Source organism: Achromobacter sp. Root170 (assembly GCF_001428165.1).
Taxonomy (GTDB): Bacteria; Pseudomonadota; Gammaproteobacteria; order Burkholderiales; family Burkholderiaceae_B; genus Achromobacter; species Achromobacter mucicolens.
In genome coordinates, this window is record NZ_LMHN01000019.1 from 124,507 (window position 1) to 140,519 (window position 16,013).

Here is a 16,013-nt window from a genome sequence, read left to right on the forward strand (position 1 = left end):
CCAACGAGAACAATCCGTGACCGATACTGCCGCCAACCGCCTCGCCCGCCTAGAGGCCAACCGCTCGCTGCTGACCCAGACCCTGCGGGGCATCGAGAAAGAAGGCCTGCGCGTGGACGAACAGGGCATCCTGGCCCGCACGCCGCACCCCGCCGGGCTGGGCTCGGCGCTGACCAACGAACACGTCACCACCGATTATTCCGAATCGCTGCTCGAACTCATCACGGGCACGCACCAGGACGTGGACGCGTTGCTGGCCGAGCTTGCCGATACGCACCGCCACGTCTACGGCGTGCTGGACCACGAGCTGATCTGGAACCAGTCCATGCCGGCCACGCTGCCGCCGGAGCCTGAGATCCCCATCGCCTGGTACGGCACGTCCAACACCGGCATGCTCAAGCACGTGTACCGCCGCGGTCTTGCCGAACGCTACGGCAAGACGATGCAGTGCATCGCCGGCGTGCACTACAACTTCTCGCTGCCCGAAGACCTGTGGTCCGTGCTGGACACGCAGCCCGGCTCCGCGCAAGACCGCCGCTCGCGCGGCTATATTGGCCTGATCCGCAACTTCACGCGCTATTCGTGGCTGCTGATGTACCTGTTCGGCTCGGCCCCGGCGCTGGCCAGCGATTTCCTGCAAGGTCAGGACCATCAGCTGGAAAAGCTGGGCGACCACACGCTGTACCTGCCCTACGCCACCAGCCTGCGCATGAGCGACCTGGGTTACCAGAACAAGGCGCAGTCGCAGCTCAAGCTCTGCTACAACGACCTGGACACCTTCCTTGGCCGCCTGTACGGCGCCGTGACGCAGCCCTGGCCCGAATACCAGAAGATCGGCACGCATCGCAACGGTGAATGGATCCAGCTCAACACCAACGTGCTGCAGATCGAAAACGAGTACTACTCCAGCATCCGTCCCAAGCGCGCAACCGGCCGCTGCGAGCGCCCCATCACCGCGCTGGCCGAGCGCGGCGTGCAATACGTCGAAGTGCGCTGCCTGGACATCGATCCGTATTCGCCGGTGGGCATCGACGCGGCCACCGCGCGCTTCGTCGACGCCTTTCTCCTGTTCTGCACCGCCTCGGACAGCCCCTTCTTCCCGGCCAATGGCTACTGTCAGCGCAGCGCTGACAACTTCTCGGTGGTCGTCAAGGAAGGCCGCAAGCCCGGCCTCATGCTGGACCGCGAAGGCCAGTCGATCGGCCTTGCGCAATGGGGCCACGAACTGCTCGACCAGATCGCGCCGTACGCCGCGCTGTACGACAGCGCGCTGGGCGGCACCGCCTATGCCGATGCGCTGGCCGCGCAACGCGCCAAGCTCGACCAGCCGGACACGACGCCGTCGGCGCGCCTGCTGGCCGACCTGAAGGACAGCGGTCTTTCGTTCCACGATTACTCGCTGGCGCTGAGCCGCAAGCAGGCCGATGCCCTGCGCGCCGAACCGCTGCCGGCCGACGTGGCCGCGGCCTACGAGCAAGCCGCGGCGCAGTCCACCGCCGAACAGCTACGGCTGGAGCAGTCGGACACTGAAGATTTCGACACCTACGTCGCGCGCTATCACGCCGCGCTGAAAGCGCCACGCAAATAAGGCGTATCGTTAGGGCTCGGGTTGCGCCGCGCGCCATACGGCGGCCGGCGCCAGCCTTACCAGTCACATCAGGAGGTTTTCTTCATGCGCCGCACCGCAACATTCCTGCTGGCCCTGGCGGCCAGTGTGGCGGGCATTGCCCACGCCGCGCCGCCCCCCATGCAGACCGTGGAATCCGTAGACCTGAAACGCTACGTCGGGATGTGGTACGAAATCGCCAACTTCCCCATGTTCTTCCAACGCAATTGCGTGGGAGACACCACGGCGGAATACACCGCGCATCCGGACGGCACGATCGGCGTGAACAACCGCTGCCGCACCAAGGACGGGGATATCGATTCGGCCTCGGGCACGGCCACCGTGGTTGAAGGCAGCAACAATGCCAAGCTTGAAGTCACGTTCTTCAAGCCGTTCAAGGGCGACTACTGGGTGATCGGCCTGGATCCGGAGTACCGCTGGGCGGTTGTCGGCACGCCCGACCGCAAGTACCTGTGGATCCTGTCGCGCTCGCCGCAACTGCCCAAGGAAGAACTGGACAAGGCGTTGGCTGCCGCCACGGCGCAAGGCTACCAGCTCGACGAGCTGCGCTACACGCCGCAGAAGTAAAGACCCTGGAAGTAAAGACCGCGGAAGTCTGCGGTCCGCTCAGCCCGCGTAATCGCGGGCCAGCCTGACCACCGTCACGCCGGGCTTCAACTGCCGCAGCGACGGCATGATCAGCGTGCAGTTGTCGTACGGCGTGACAATCGGCTGCTCGTCAGCCCAGCCGATGGGCGATCCGGCCTTCTCGAACGTCTCCAGTCCCGACCAGGGGCCCGCAAAACGCACGTTCATGGACGGCGCCACCACGGCGTCCGTCACCTCCAGCACGCGCTGCTGCGCCGGGTCCGGCAGCAGCCAGCCTTCGGGCAGGTCGGACCGGTCGGCCACGCCCGACTCCACCAGCATCCGCGCCACCATGTCGCGCGCCACCTCGCGCGAAGACAGGTCGCCATGAAAGCCGCATTCGATCAGCAGCGCGCAGGCGTCTTCCCGGGCCGGATCGCCGAAATGCTCGAAGTCGCGCATGCGCACGCCGTCCTTGTGGCCGGCATCCACGATCACGTGCTGCGGCGCCTTCAGGCGGCGGGCCAGCGCGATATTGCGCGGCAACACCCCCGTCAACAGCAGCGGCGCTCCCGGCTCGTGCATCGAATGCAGATCCAGCAGCCAGTCGGCGCGCCGCACCCATGGACGCAGCGCCGCGCCGCGCTGGCGGTCGGGCGTGGTGGGATTGTCCAGGCGCTCGGCGCTCCAGACGCGGTTCATGTCTTCCTGCACGAATCGCGAGGCATCGTGATTCGCCGCGTCGAAGCGGTCGAACGCATCCAGATTGCAGAAGGCCAGCGTCAGGCTGCCGCGGCGCGGCCGCAGGCCCGACGCCAGCAGGTCCTTTAGCGCCCAGGCGCCGCACAGCTCGTTGCCATGCACCAGCGCGCTCACCATGAGCGCCCGTCCCGGAACGCCCGAATCAAAGTGCCACACGCCGGGCGTGTCGGTATTGCCTGCGCGCTCGGCGGCGATGTCGGGAACGGGAAGCTTGAAATGCATGGTGATATCCGTGTGCTGCGAGGGTCTTTCGATGTCGTGATGTGCCGTGCGGCCTTATTGCGCCTCGATCTTGGCGGCCTTGACCAGCGCGGCGTACTTCTTGGTCTCTTCCGCCTGGAAGGCCACCGGATCCACGCCCGGCTTGGCGACTTCGCCGCCCGCGTCCTGCATCTTGGCGCGGAAGGTGTCGGACTTCAGCGACTCATCCAGCGCGGCGCGCAGCTTGGTCACCACCGGCTCGGGCAGGCCCGCCGGGCCGTACAGTGCAAACCACAGGTTGATGTCGACGGACTCGAAACCCTTGGTGGCGGCCAGCGGCGCGATCTCGGGCGCGGCGGGCGAACGCTTGTTCTCGGTCAGGCCCAGCGCGACGATGTTGCCGCTGCGGACCTGCGGCAGGCCCGAGGACAGCACCAGCATGCCGAAATCCAGCTGGCCGCTCATCAGGTCCGTGACCAGCGGCGACACGCCGCGGTAAGGCACGTGTTCGGCGCGGGTGCCGGTGGCCTGGTTGATCATCTCGCCCGCCAGGTGCAGGGTCGTGCCCACGCCCGAAGAACCGTAGTTGAACGTGCCGGGCGCGGCGCCCTTGAGCTTTTCCAGGTATTCGGCGGCGGTCTTCACGCCGGAGTTCTTGCTGGCGGCCAGCAGCATCGGCTGCGAGGCCACGATGCCCAGCGCCGTGAAGTCCTTGGCGCTGTCGTACTTGACCGCGGTGTTGATCATGCGGGCGATCACCATTTCGTTGGTGGAGCCCAAAAAGATGGTGTAGCCGTCCGGCGCGGCGCGGGCCACGCGCTGCGCGCCGATCGTGCCGCCGGCGCCGCCGACGTTCTCGACCACGACCGTCTGGCCCAGGCGCTTGCCCAGTTCTTCGCCCAGCAGGCGCGCGGTCAGGTCCAGGCTGCCGCCTGCGGGATAGCCGACGATCAGCGAAATGCTGCGGGCCGGATAGTCGGCCGCGCTGGCAACGGGTGCCACGGCAAGGGCCGAGGCGGCGCACAACGAGACTAGCGCTGCGCGCAACGGATGCAAGATGGACTTCATGAATTTCTCCCTGGGGTGCTGTGGGTGGACGGCGGAGCCGCCTCTTTTGAGTTTCGGGGGCTATTTTCAAGCGCGGCCCACGGACATACCGTGCCGAAGAGGCACATCGTTGTGCTAATCCGGTTTGGTGCCCGCCAATCAGGCCTTGCGGCTGGCCGTCGCTTCCCAGGCAGCTTCGGCCAGGTCGGTCAGCCGGGCGCGCGGGCGGTACAGGCGGACCTCGAAGGCGATCTCGTCGCTACGCCCGCCCAGCTCGGCCAATGCGCCGCGGCGGCAATCCGCCGCCACCATGGACCAGGGCAGCCACGCCACGCCCACGCCCTTGGCGACCGCGCCATGTGCCGCGTCCAGCGAATCGCTGCGCACGAAGGGCGTCAGCGCGTACGGCGTGGCCTCCAGCCGGTCTCCCACGATGCGCTCCATCGCCAGACCGCCGGTATAGGTGATCAGCGGCACCGGCGCGCCGCCCACCTGCAGCTGATAGCGTGGCCGGCCGCGGGCGTCCATCTGGCTGACCGGCACCAGCTTGTCGGTCGCCAGCGTCATGTAGCGGTAGCGCGAGGGGCTGAGCGGCACGGACAGCGCGGGGTGCTCGTAACAGCACAGGAGGTCCACCTTGCCCTGCTCCAGCCGGACCACCAGGTCCTGCGCCTTGCCGGTGGACAGCTCCACCTGCGTGCCGTCGGTCAGCACCCGGGGCGCGCGGTGCCGCAGCCGCGCAATCCAGTCGGCCACCAGCGTGCGCGCCAGGCTGCGCCCCGTGGCGATCCGCAGCACGGCCTCGCCGCCCGCGCCGGAACTGCGGATGCGATGGCGTACCAGTCCCATCTGCTCGACCACCTGCGTGGCGGTTTTCAGCAGCGTCTCGCCTTCGGGCGTCAGCGTCACCGGCAGGCGCTGGCGCTCCACCAGCGGGGTGCCTGCCCACGCCTCCAGGGCGCGGATGCGCCGGCCAAAGGCGGGATGCGTGACGTGGCGCAGTTCCGCGGCGCGCACGAAGCTGCCGGTCTGCGCCAGCGCGATCAGGTCTTCCAGGAGTTTCAGGTCTGCCATGGACGACAAGCTTACGGCATCGCGGCGCTAGGCCGCGGCTTGTCCCTCGGGCAGGGTAAGGATGCGCTCGATGACCTGCGCCGTCTCGCGATAGTGCGCCGCCAGCAGCGCGGCCGCGCGGCCGGCGTCGCGCGCGACCGCAGCATCGAGCAGCGCGCGGTGCTCGTCGTCGACGTCGCGTTCATGGCCATACGCCACGGCCTGGGCGCGCGCCGGCCGGCGATAGCGTTCCGTCTGCGCGTATAGCTGCGCGGACAGGTCCAGCAGCCAGGGCGAGCGGCAGGCGCCGATGAGTGCCTGATGAAACTCCTGGTGCCGGGCCTCCAGCGCGTCCTCGCGATCCGGGTCCAGGCCGGGCGCGGCGTCCGCCCGGCGGGCCGCCAGCGCCAGCGCATGAAACGCCCCCACCAGCCGCGCCTCCCAGGCGTCGTCGGCGTTGGCCAGCGACCGCCGCAGCGCATCGCAATCGATCAGGACGCGGGTTTCGCAAGCATCGCGCATTTCTTCCACGGACAGCGGCGCGATCCGAAAGCCGCGCGACGTGGTGGTAAGCACCATGCGTTCGCTGCGCAACCGGTTCAGCGCCTCGCGGATCGGCGAAAAACTGCCACCGTAGCGCTGGCGCAGCAGTTCCAGCCGCAGCGACTGGCCCGGCGCAAACGCGCCGCGCATGATGTCGCGGCGCAACTGCCGGTAGATGTGTTCGGACAGCGTGATGTCTTCGACCCCGGCGCCGCCGTCAGCGGCCGCATCCTCGCGCGGGGCCTTGATTCTGGGTTTCAAGCGTTGTGCTCCTAGACGGCCACCACCGGATGGCGCAGCGTGCCGATGCCTTCCACGCAGGCCACGACCACGTCGCCCGGCCACAGGAATTCCTGCGGCTTGCGCCCGGCGCCCACGCCCTCCGGCGTGCCGGTGGCGATGATGTCGCCCGGCTCCAGCGTGATGCCGGCGCTGATATCGGAAATCAAAAACGGCACCTTGAACAGCATGTGGCGCGTGTTCGAGCCCTGCTTCTTTTCGCCGTTGACCGTCAGCCACAGGTCCAGCACCTGCGGATCGGGGATTTCGTCGGCGGTCACGATGCACGGGCCGAACGGCGCGTACGTGTCCTGTCCCTTGGAATAGATCCACTGCCCCGCCCGGCGGCAATCGCGCGCGCTCATGTCCAGCATCACGCTGTAGCCGAACACATAGGACAGCGCGTCGGCCTCGGCCACGCGCGACGCGCGCCGCCCGATGATGACGGCCAGTTCCACTTCCCAGTCCAGTTGCTGCGTGATCCTGGCGTTGTGCTCGATGGCATCGCCCGGCCCGATCACGGTGGTGGGCGGCTTGGAAAAGATCACCGGCTGCTTGGGCAGGTCGGCCGACGTGTCCAGCGTGCGGCTGGATTCGGCCACGTGCTCCACATAGTTCAGCCCGATGCCAAAGATGTTCTTGCGCGGACGCGGGATGGGCGCCAGCAGCTTCACGTTCTCCTGCGGCAGGGCCGTGCCCACCGGCCAGTTGCCGCGAAACGTGTCCAACAGGCGCGTCGCCTGCGCGACCGCCACCGGCCCCAGGTCGATGAATTCCAGCATGTCGCCGGGCTGGTCCACCCCGCCTTCCTGGCCCAGCAAGAAAAGGTCGATCACATAGCCGTCCGCGAGCGCACCCAGGCGGGCGGCGGCGGTGGGATGAGCGCGAAAAGTCACGAGGCGCATCGGGAACTCCAGAAGGTCAAAGGGGGGTGGAACCGGCCGGCGCGGCGCGGCGTCGTGCGTTCAGAAACTAGATCAGTTGTTGATGGCCGCCGTTGTCCTCTACCGCTTCCTCGCGGTACAGCGCAAGCGCGCGCATGACGGGCAGGTCGTTAAAACAGAAGAGGCACGCGTCATCGTTGGACGACAGGTTCGCGTGTTCGTGAATGGCCCAGGACGGCACGCAGAAGATGTCGCGCTCGGTCCAGTCGTAACGCTTGCCGTCGATCACGGAAAACCCGCTGCCCTTGGCCACCTGATAAATGAAGCTGCCGGTGTGCCGGTGCGCCTGGGTGTGTTCGCCCGGGCGCAGCAACTGCATGCTGGCGCCGATGGTAGGCATGACCGCGCCGCCCGTTGCCGGATTCACGTATTCCAGCAGGATGCCATCGTACGGACTGCCCGGTGCGGTGCGCGCATAGCGGCGCAGGGCCTCATACGTAGGCTCCCATTCGTACTTGAATAGCGGGGAATAGGGCTTGGTCCACCCGGACACCTGCGGCCGCAGCGCCACGCCGCCCCACGCGCCGCTGGTGTCGTCCACCGGGTGCGTGATGGTCTGGTTAAGGTCGGGATGCACGGCATAGAACCCGGCTTCCAGCGCATTGACCAGCGGAATGTCCAGGCCGTCCTGCCAGATGCAGGTCGTGCCGTCCTCGGCCACGCCATGCTCGTGCCACGTGCCGTTGGGCGTCAGCACGAAATCGTTCGCGCCCAGCGTCATCTTGTGGCCGTCCACCACCGTGTACGCGCCTTGCCCTTCCATGATGAAGCGCAGCGCCGAATGCGTGTGCGCGTGCGCACTGGCCAGCTCGCCCGGCTTCATCACCTGCAATCCGGAATACAGCCAGCCCACCGCCGCGGCAACGTCCTGCCGGCCGGGGTTGTTCAGGTAGATCACGCGCCGGCCCGCCTCTTCGGGGGACACCAGCTCGGCGGAGCGCAACACATGACCGCGCAGGTCCCGGTACCGCCAGACCACGGGCACCGACGCCGACCGCGGCGCCCACGGCTCGATCTTGTTCGCCACCGTCCACAACGCGCCCGTCTCAAGCCGCGCCAGTTCCTGGTAGTAGGCCACCCGCTCCGGCGAGTCGGCCACATTGGCGCGGCCCGCGGTGTCCTCGCGGTAAGCGTCGTAGCGGTTCGCTTCCATGTCGTGCCCCTGGTTTTATAAAACGCCGAGGATTTTCGAAAATACTAAGCGCGCCACGAAGGGTGGGCAATGGGCAAGCGCTAGGGGTTTTCCTGCAATGCCGTAAAGGCGTTCAACGCCACGCCGCGAAAATATCTGGACGACCTGCGCAAAAATACTGTACAAAAACACAGTGCGACGTGATACATTTCGCTCGCCCGAAAAACTGTCGTCCAGGGGAGAATTCCTGTGTCAGAAGCTGCTCATCTCGTTCAGTACATCGTCGTTCCCTATCGCGCCGCCGCCAATGGCGTCGCCCCCGGGGAAATCCGTCCGGCCAGCAGCGAATTCGGAGCCATCCGCATCGCGAATTCCATGGCTTCCAAATTTGCAGGCGTTGCCGCCTACGAAGTGATGATCGACAAGGAAACCGGCGACATGGAATCGCCGCGCATCCTGATGCAGATCGGCACCGTGCCTTCACTGGACGACTAGCCAACGCAAATCGCCCGCCCCGCATGCACGCGGGGCGGGCGATTCAATGGTATGGCGCGCTTTGCCAGCGCACCTTCCGTGGGATCGGTCATCCGCTGTATCCTGATCTGCGTGCGCTAGAACAGATACTTGATCCCCAACGAGCCCCCCACCGCGCGCATGCCCGACGCGCCGCCCAATCCCTGCTCAGCGTTCAACTGCACATTGACGAAGGTGTTCTTGCCGGCCCGCCGGTCATAGCCTGCCGACAGTCCCACACGCGATCCGTCCAGTTTGTTGTCAAAAGCAATGTCGCCTTGCGTCAGCGTCTGGTATTCGCTGGACGACTCCCCCAGCGTGTGCCGGTAACTCAGCATCAGCCAACCGTGGTTCCGCACGTCATCCTGTTCGCCCCAGGCTTTTGACAGCTTCAGACTCACGCGCGAATGCAGCGCATGCGATGCCGGCAGCGCCACTTGGCCAATGTCGTCATCGCCGTCGCGCAACTTGACATGCTGAACCATCACCTGCGCCTGCGGTTCGAGTCGAAGCCCGCTGGACGCATCGCCAATGTCGAACGCCTTGCCGGCTTCCGCGGAAAGCGCCGCGCCCCATCCCGACGTCTGCATGGACATGCCTTCCCTACCGTTCGATTCGGTCTTTACGCCATAGCGGCTGATCTGCGTGACGAAGTCCACATACCCGCCCTTGCCGTCCATCATCGTGTAATACGCGCCCAGGCCATACATCGTCTGATCGCTGCGGCCGGCATGGATCGTCGATCGCGTGGAGGCCTGATAGTGATCCACGTCGGAGCGGGAAACCAATGCGGTGCCGAACACGCCCAGGCTGTCGCGGCGGATGCCCTTACTGGTCACGAACAGGTCCGTGCCCACCTGCAGGCCACCCAGCGTCGTGCGGCTTCCGACTTGCGACTGCAGGATGCCGCGCGAAGCGCCATCGCGGTCTTCCCAGCCCCCCAGCGTTCTGGCCCAGACGTAGGGGTAGACCTTACGGGCCAGCGTTTCGGTCGCGCCCATGCGCTCATTGAAGGTGCCCACCGCCAACTCAGACTGCCTTAGGGCTTGACCACCCAGCTGCGAGTAAAGCGAGACCTCGGGGCGGACCTCGCTGATCAAGTACCAGTTGTTGGCAAGTTCCGGCGAGCCATCCTGCGCGCCATGCGTCAGCACATAGTGAAACGCGCCGGCCCGCGGGGCTTGTCCGGGCGTTTGCTGGAACGCATTGTCCGTGCTGGCGCCGGCCTTGACGACCAGAAAGCCGTTGCCGGCATAGGGATCCCCGAAGCCGCTGTCGGTGTTGAGCGTCAGGTTCGTCAGCCCCGTCGCCCCTGCATTCAAGGTCAGGTAATCCACGGTGCCGGCCGAGGTCGGGATCATGTGCAACTTCACTTCGCCGCCGCTGCCCACCAGGTTGTTGGCGGTGAACGTTCGTCCGATCGACGCGTTGGTCCCGTCCGCGGGCGGCGCAAACGCGACGCTGCCTTCAAGCCGAAGCTCGTTGACGGTGCTGAGGTTGTTGGCTTGCGAGGGGTTGGAAGCGGAGTTGGAATCATCCGTCAGGACGTTCCATTTGCTGGTCGCGTCGATGGAAAGATTCGGTCCATCCACCCAGCCATCCAGCGTGGCGCCGTGGGTCAGATGCAAATCGGCGCCGCCCGACCCCACGACCCGGGCCACCGCATGATCGGCCTGGCCCAGCGACGTGCCATTGATGACCAGCGTGCCATTGTCCACCCGCGTCATGCCGGTATAGGAGAGCGGTCCGGTCAGTGTGGTGGTGCCGCCCAATTGATGCAGCTCTCCCGTGCCCGATATGGCATTGGAGAACCAACCGTCGCGTTGAGATATCGCCAGGATGGCGTTGTTCTCGATCGCGCTCGCGCCCAGGGATCCGCCGTCGTAGAGCCCCCCAATGCCAAGGTGCAGCACGCCCTCTTCGATCACGACGGGACCGGAAAATGCATGGTTGTCTTCGCTGATGAACAGGGTGCCAGCGCCCGTCTTGGTGAGCGTGCCCGAGCCCGTGATATTCCCCCTCATATGCAGGTCCGGCTGCAACCCGGCAGGCAGATCGGGGCCTGCCGTACGGATCGCGCCGTCTCCCGCGAAATGCACGTCGCGATACATCTGCATGTGGCTATCGATTTGCAGCCCGCCGCCGTTGAAGGTGAGCAGGCCTTGCGGGTTGCCAAGGCTTTTATCGTGATCGATCGCGAGCCACCCGCCAGAGAGGGTCCAGGACGTCTGAACCGCCGGGTCGGTCCAGTCTGTCAGCTTCCACGTCCCGGCAGAGGTTTTCTCGAAGGCATTGAAGCCCAGATACTGCGCCGACCCGGTCGCGCTGTTTCCGATCAGACGGACATCAAAGGCGTTGCTCTCGACATCCAGACGGGAGTTCCAGCCACCATCCAGGACAAGCGTATTCTTACCGCCGGGTTCCGTGGCATCGACCAGGCCAATGATCTGGCTGTCCGGGTTGTCCCAGCCGCCCTGCCCTTTGATCACCAGCGTGGAATCGCGGGCGGTCGCGGCATATTTGATGGCGGTGTCCTGGTTCTCCGGCCCGTGCGATATCGTTCCCGTATTGATGATCACGGAGTTGGCGCCCGTGACGTAGACGCCGTGACCGCTCCTGCCGCCGGCGCCGCCCGCCGGGCCGCCCTCGTTGTAGCTGCCAGGCCCGCCGTTGCCGCCCGATCCGCCGGCCGCGCCGCCACCACCGCCGCCACCGCCGTAGCCGTCCAGGACGGCATCTATTTCATCCCGACTCAGCCCCAGCGCCAGCGCTTCGGCCGCTTCAGGGTTGGCGATGCCGCCGTCCACCCCGGGCTCTCCGCCAGCAATGCCACCCACGCCGCCCACGCCCGAAACCTCGCTTTCGCGTAATGCCTGGCCTGGCGTGCCTCCATGGGTGTATGTGCCGCCGCCCCCGCCGCCGCCCCCTGCAAATTTGCTGGCCCCCGGGCTCTGCAAATTACCGCCGCCGGGCGAACCATTGAATCCCCCGTGGCCGCCATCGCCCCCAAAACCCGCCCCGATCACGCCGCCAAAGGTGAGGTCCGCGCCGCCGCCGCCACCGCCGCCCGCGCCGCCGCCCGCGCCCCCACTTCCGTCACCGCCGCGGCCGCCATTACTGGACACGGTCACATGAAACGCGCCCCCGCCGCCGCCCCCGCCGCCGCCGCCCTTGCCGCCGCTGATCGAGTAGCCGTCGTTATGCAAGACCACGCCGTCGCCCGAGATCACGATGCCGTGCCCGCCATTGCCACCCGTGCCTCCCGCGCCGCCCACGACGCCGCCGCGTCCACCGCCCCCGCCGCCGCCACCTCCGCCGCCGGGCGCCCCTTCGATGTCGTCATAAGTCGTGTAGGACGTTGTGATGTCCAGGGCGGTAACGCCATCCCCGCCGTCCCCGCCCCTGCCGCCATTGGCAGCCCCGCCCACGCCGCCCGTCCCCGCCTCACCGATGATCAGGGCGTGTGCGGTGGGATGGGACACGCCCAGAGAGATCAAAGACAGGCCAAAACAGAGCTTGAGCGCCATGCCGCGCGCCTTGTCGATTCGATTTCGAGCCGAATCCGCATGTCGCAACGCCAAGCAAGAATCCGTGTGCATCATTGGTTCATCCTGGGTATGGATTCACGCGCGGCTTCACGAATTTCGATTGCACCCGGCACGTAGCCGCGCCAGGCAAAATCATCTGCTTGAGGTTTCAAGAACGTGGAACACCGGGCTAGCCGGCTACGCGCGGAATAATCCGATTAATCACATCGCGCGACGTGGACTGCGGGTATTGAGCGCTTGCTGGAACCCTCTCGTCGGCGTGATCAGTGTTCCGTACGCGCCTCGGATTCGCCGAGAGTACGTTTACTCAGTTGGCTCGCAAGCGTCCAAAATCATCACCGGCCCTCGTAGAATCCGACTGGTCTGAGAGCGGCCGACGCCAGCACATCGGCCGCTACAGGATGGGTCGTGCAAGACGCGGACCCGCGAACGTTAGAACAGGTGCTTGATCCCCAACGAGCCCCCCACCGCGCGCAAGCCCGACGCGCCGCCCAAGCCCTGCTCGGCGTTCAACTGCACATTGACGAACGTGTTCTTGCCCGCCCGCCGGTCATAGCCTGCCGACAGTCCCACACGCGATCCGTCCAGTTTGTTCTCGAAGGCAATGTCGCCCTGAGTGAGCGTCTGGTATTCGCTGGACGACTCCCCCAGCGTGTGCCGGTAACTCAGCATCAGCCAGCCGTGGTTGCGCGCATCGTCCTGCTCGCCCCAGGCTTTTGACAGCTTCAGGCTCACGCGCGAATGCAGCGCACGCGATGCCGGCAGCGCAACCTGACCGAGGTCATCATCGCCGTCGCGCAGCTTGACGTGCTGGACCATCACCTGCGCCTGCGGTTCGAGTCGAAGCCCCCTAGACGCGTCGCCAATGTCGAACGCCTTGCCGGCTTCGGCCGACAGTGCCGCGCCCCATCCCGACGTCTGCATCGACATGCCGTCGGCGCCGCTCGATTGGGTCTTCACGCCATAGCGGCTGATCTGCGTGACGAAGTCGACGTACCCGCCCTTGCCATCCATCATCGTGTAATACGCGCCCAAGCCATACATCGTCTGGTCGCTGCGGCCGGCATTGATGGTTGAACGCGTGGAGGCCTGGTAATGATCCACGTCCGCGCGGGAAACCAATGCAGTGCCGAACACGCCCAGACTGTTGCGGCGGATGCCCTTGTTGGTCACAAAGACGTCCGTGCCCACCTGGAGGCCCCCCAGCGTCGTGCGGCTTCCCACTTGCGACTGCAGAATGCCGCGCGCCGCAGCATCGCGGTTCTCCCATCCGCCCAGCGATCTGGCCCAGGCATACGGGTACACCTTCCGAGCCAGCGTTTCGGTCGCGCCCATGCGCTCGTTGAAGGTGCCCACCGCCAATTCGGACTGCCGCAGCGCTTGCCCGCCCAGCTGCGAGTAAATGGAGACCTCGGGGCGGACCTCGCTGATGAGGTACCAGTTGTTGGCAAGTGTCGGCGAGCCATCCTGCGCGCCATGCGACAGCACATAGCGAAACGCCCCGCCCCGAGGCGCCTGGCCGGGCGTCAGCTGGAACGCGTTGTCCGTGCTGGCGCCCGCCTTGACCACCAGAAAGCCGTTTCCGTGTAGCGGATCGCCGAAGCCGCTGTCGGTGTTGAGCGTCAGATTCGTCAGCCCCGTCGCCCCCGCATTCAAGGTCAGGTAATCCACCGTGCCGGCCGAGGTCGGAATCATGTGCAGCTGCACTTCCCCGCCGCCGCCCGCCAGATTGTTGGCGGTGAACGTGCGGCCGATGGCATCGTGGGTCCACTCGGCGGGCGGCGCAAACGCGACGCTGCCGGCAAGCCGAAGTTCGTTGACAGTGCTGAGGTTGTTTGCTTGCGCGGGGTTGGACCCATCGGTCAGGATGTTCCAACGGCTGGCCGCGTCGATGGAAAGATTCGGTCCATCCACCCAGCCGTCGAGCCGTGCGCCGTTGGCCAGTCCGAGGTTCGCACCGCCCGCCCCAACGACCCGGGCAACCGCAAGTTCAGCCTGCCCCAACGAGGTGCCATCGATGACCAGCGTGCCGTTGTCCACCCGCGTGAAGCCGGTGTAGGTAAGCGGCCCGGTCAGCGTGGTCGTGCCCGAACCCGCCTGCAGCAGATCGCCCGTTCCCGATATGGCGTTGGACAGGATGACTGCATCGGTGCGGTCGATGGCCAGAACGGCGTTGTTCTCGATCACGCCCTCCCCCAACGATCCGACGGCCTGGCCCGCGCCCAGTTGCAGCACGCCGTCGTCGATCAGCGTTGCGCCGGCGAAGGCATTGTCGCTGCCGATGATCCACGTCCCCGCGCCGGTCTTGGTAAGCGAGCCCGATCCGGTGATCGCGCCCTCCATCACGGAGACCGTGCCATCCGCCGTGCGGATCGCGCCGTCACTGACGAACTGCATGTCGCGTTGCGAGGTCACGCTGGCGTCCAACTGTAAGCCGCCGCCGTTGAATGTGAGTGCGCCGCTCGCGTCACCCAGGCTGGCGTCGTCGGCAATCGCGAGCCACCCGCCCGACAGCGTCCACGGCGTGAGGGCCTGGGTGGGCGTACCCGTCAGCGTCCAGGTTCCTTCCGAGGTCTTTTCGAAGGCATTGAAGCCCAGGTATTGGGCCTGCGGGCCGCTTCCAATCAGGCTGACATCAAAGGCCAGCGCCGCGCCGCCATCCAACCTGAACGTGTTCTTGCCGCCCGACTCCGTGGCGTCGACCAGGCCGATGATTTCACTGCCGGCCTGCAGGACCAGCGTGGAATCATGGGCGGTCGCCGCATACTTGATGGCGATGTTCTGGTTCGCCGGCCCCTGCGAGATCGTGCCTGAATTGATGATCACGGAGTTGGCGCCGGTGACGTGGACACCGTGACCGCTGTTGCCGCCAGCGCCACCAGAAGGCCCGCCGGCGAATCCAGACCCTCGCCCGCCGTTGCCGCCAGATCCACCGGCCGCGCCGCCGCCTCCGCCACCCCCACCCCATCCTTCCAATGCCGTTCCTGGATTTGCTCGGCCACCGTCGACGCCGGACTCACCGCCAGCCATACCGCCTGATCCGCCTACACCCGGACTTTGGCTCTGGAATAACCCCTGGCCCGCCGACCCACCGTTGGTGTAGGTGCCGCCACCACCGCCTCCACCACCGGCATACGAAGAAGTCCCCGGGACGTCGCCGCCACCCGGCATGCCATTTTCGCCCCCATTGCCGCCGTTTCCGCCGTAACCCGTTCCATCGATCCCGCCGGGATTTATATCCGCACCGCCCCCGCCGCCACCGCCCGCCCCGCCGCCTGCTCCTCCGGAGCCATCACCACCGCGACCGCCGTTGCTGACCGCATCCTCACTGTAGCTACCGCCACCCCCGCCCCCGCCGCCGCCGCCCTTGCCGCCGCTGATCGAATACCCGTCGTTATGCAGGACCACGCCGTCGCCGGAGATCACGATGCCGTGCCCACCGTTCCCGCCCGCGCCGCCCCCGCCGCCGTCAAAGTTTCCCGGCCCGCCTCCCCCGCCGCCGCCTCCCCCTCCGCCCGGCGCGCCTTCAATGTCGTCATAGGTCGTATACGACGTGGTGAGATCCAGGGCGGCAAAGCCATCCCCGCCATCGCCGCCATTGCCGCCATTGGCAGCCCCGCCTGCGCCGCCCACCCCCGCCTCGCCGACGATCAAGGCGCGTGCGGCCGGATGCGGGGACATGCCAAGAGAGATCAGAGACAGGCCAAAACAAAGCTTGAGCGCAATACCGCGCGCCTTGTCGGTTCGATTTCGAGTCGAATGTTCATGTTGCAACGCCAAGCAAGAATCCGTGTGCA

11 protein-coding genes are annotated in these 16,013 nt (G+C 66.4%); 3 read left to right on the top strand and 8 right to left on the bottom strand.

The genetic code is table 11. The annotated features are described in order from the left end of the window. Positions 1 to 16: 16 nt before the first annotated feature. A complete protein-coding gene (gene gshA / locus ASD87_RS24605; protein WP_056327572.1) occupies positions 17 to 1,588 on the top strand; it encodes a glutamate--cysteine ligase in 1,572 nt (523 codons plus the stop codon). 84 nt (positions 1,589 to 1,672) lie between these two features. Further along, complete coding sequence (locus tag ASD87_RS24610; protein WP_056327573.1) at positions 1,673 to 2,194, top strand: lipocalin family protein; 522 nt, start codon at positions 1,673 to 1,675, stop codon at positions 2,192 to 2,194. 39 nt (positions 2,195 to 2,233) lie between these two features. Here the strand turns inward: ASD87_RS24610 and ASD87_RS24615 are convergent, their stop codons facing one another. From ASD87_RS24615 to ASD87_RS24640, 6 genes are all read right to left on the bottom strand, one after another. Further along, entirely contained in the window at positions 2,234 to 3,178 is a 945-nt protein-coding gene (locus ASD87_RS24615; protein ID WP_056327574.1) for a succinylglutamate desuccinylase/aspartoacylase family protein, read from the bottom strand. A 54-nt stretch (positions 3,179 to 3,232) separates the two neighbouring features. Continuing rightward, positions 3,233 to 4,225, bottom strand: a complete 993-nt coding sequence (locus tag ASD87_RS24620; RefSeq protein ID WP_056327575.1) for a tripartite tricarboxylate transporter substrate binding protein — start codon at positions 4,223 to 4,225, stop codon at positions 3,233 to 3,235. A 138-nt stretch (positions 4,226 to 4,363) separates the two neighbouring features. Continuing rightward, positions 4,364 to 5,278 (bottom strand): LysR family transcriptional regulator, encoded by a 915-nt coding sequence (locus ASD87_RS24625; protein ID WP_056327576.1) that lies wholly within the window; start codon positions 5,276 to 5,278, stop codon positions 4,364 to 4,366. Positions 5,279 to 5,305: 27 nt separating this feature from the next. Beyond that, the gene (locus ASD87_RS24630) at positions 5,306 to 6,061 is read right to left on the bottom strand and encodes an FCD domain-containing protein (protein ID WP_056327577.1); all 756 of its coding nucleotides are present in this window, start codon (positions 6,059 to 6,061) and stop codon (positions 5,306 to 5,308) included. Between the two features lie 11 nt (positions 6,062 to 6,072). Continuing rightward, the gene (locus tag ASD87_RS24635; protein WP_056327578.1) at positions 6,073 to 6,984 is read right to left on the bottom strand and encodes a fumarylacetoacetate hydrolase family protein; all 912 of its coding nucleotides are present in this window, start codon (positions 6,982 to 6,984) and stop codon (positions 6,073 to 6,075) included. A 67-nt stretch (positions 6,985 to 7,051) separates the two neighbouring features. Then, entirely contained in the window at positions 7,052 to 8,176 is a 1,125-nt protein-coding gene (locus ASD87_RS24640) for a cupin domain-containing protein (RefSeq protein WP_056327579.1), read from the bottom strand. Positions 8,177 to 8,404: 228 nt separating this feature from the next. Between ASD87_RS24640 and ASD87_RS24645 the strand changes: the two genes are divergently transcribed. Further along, complete coding sequence (locus ASD87_RS24645; RefSeq protein WP_056327580.1) at positions 8,405 to 8,650, top strand: hypothetical protein; 246 nt, start codon at positions 8,405 to 8,407, stop codon at positions 8,648 to 8,650. Positions 8,651 to 8,766: 116 nt separating this feature from the next. On the opposite strand, the gene ASD87_RS27540 is transcribed toward ASD87_RS24645, so the two are convergent. Both ASD87_RS27540 and ASD87_RS27565 read right to left on the bottom strand, forming a co-directional pair. Beyond that, positions 8,767 to 12,195, bottom strand: a complete 3,429-nt coding sequence (locus ASD87_RS27540) for an autotransporter outer membrane beta-barrel domain-containing protein (RefSeq protein ID WP_056327581.1) — start codon at positions 12,193 to 12,195, stop codon at positions 8,767 to 8,769. A gap of 453 nt (positions 12,196 to 12,648) precedes the next feature. Next, positions 12,649 to 15,996 carry an autotransporter outer membrane beta-barrel domain-containing protein gene (locus ASD87_RS27565; RefSeq protein WP_156403504.1) on the bottom strand — a complete coding sequence of 1,116 codons (3,348 nt, stop codon included), beginning with the start codon at positions 15,994 to 15,996 and terminating at the stop codon, positions 12,649 to 12,651. Between the last annotated feature and the right edge of the window lie 17 nt (positions 15,997 to 16,013).

Bases quoted from the DNA above. Each gene is read 5' to 3' on its own strand.
- ASD87_RS24615 (WP_056327574.1), bottom strand. From the start codon at position 3,178: ATGCATTTCAAGCTTCCCGTTCCCGACATCGCCGCCGAGCGCGCAGGC.
- ASD87_RS27540 (WP_056327581.1), bottom strand. From the start codon at position 12,195: ATGGCGCTCAAGCTCTGTTTTGGCCTGTCTTTGATCTCTCTGGGCGTG.
- ASD87_RS24620 (WP_056327575.1), bottom strand. From the start codon at position 4,225: ATGAAGTCCATCTTGCATCCGTTGCGCGCAGCGCTAGTCTCGTTGTGC.
- ASD87_RS24635 (WP_056327578.1), bottom strand. From the start codon at position 6,984: ATGCGCCTCGTGACTTTTCGCGCTCATCCCACCGCCGCCGCCCGCCTG.
- ASD87_RS24625 (WP_056327576.1), bottom strand. From the start codon at position 5,278: ATGGCAGACCTGAAACTCCTGGAAGACCTGATCGCGCTGGCGCAGACC.
- ASD87_RS24610 (WP_056327573.1), top strand. From the start codon at position 1,673: ATGCGCCGCACCGCAACATTCCTGCTGGCCCTGGCGGCCAGTGTGGCG.
- ASD87_RS24640 (WP_056327579.1), bottom strand. From the start codon at position 8,176: ATGGAAGCGAACCGCTACGACGCTTACCGCGAGGACACCGCGGGCCGC.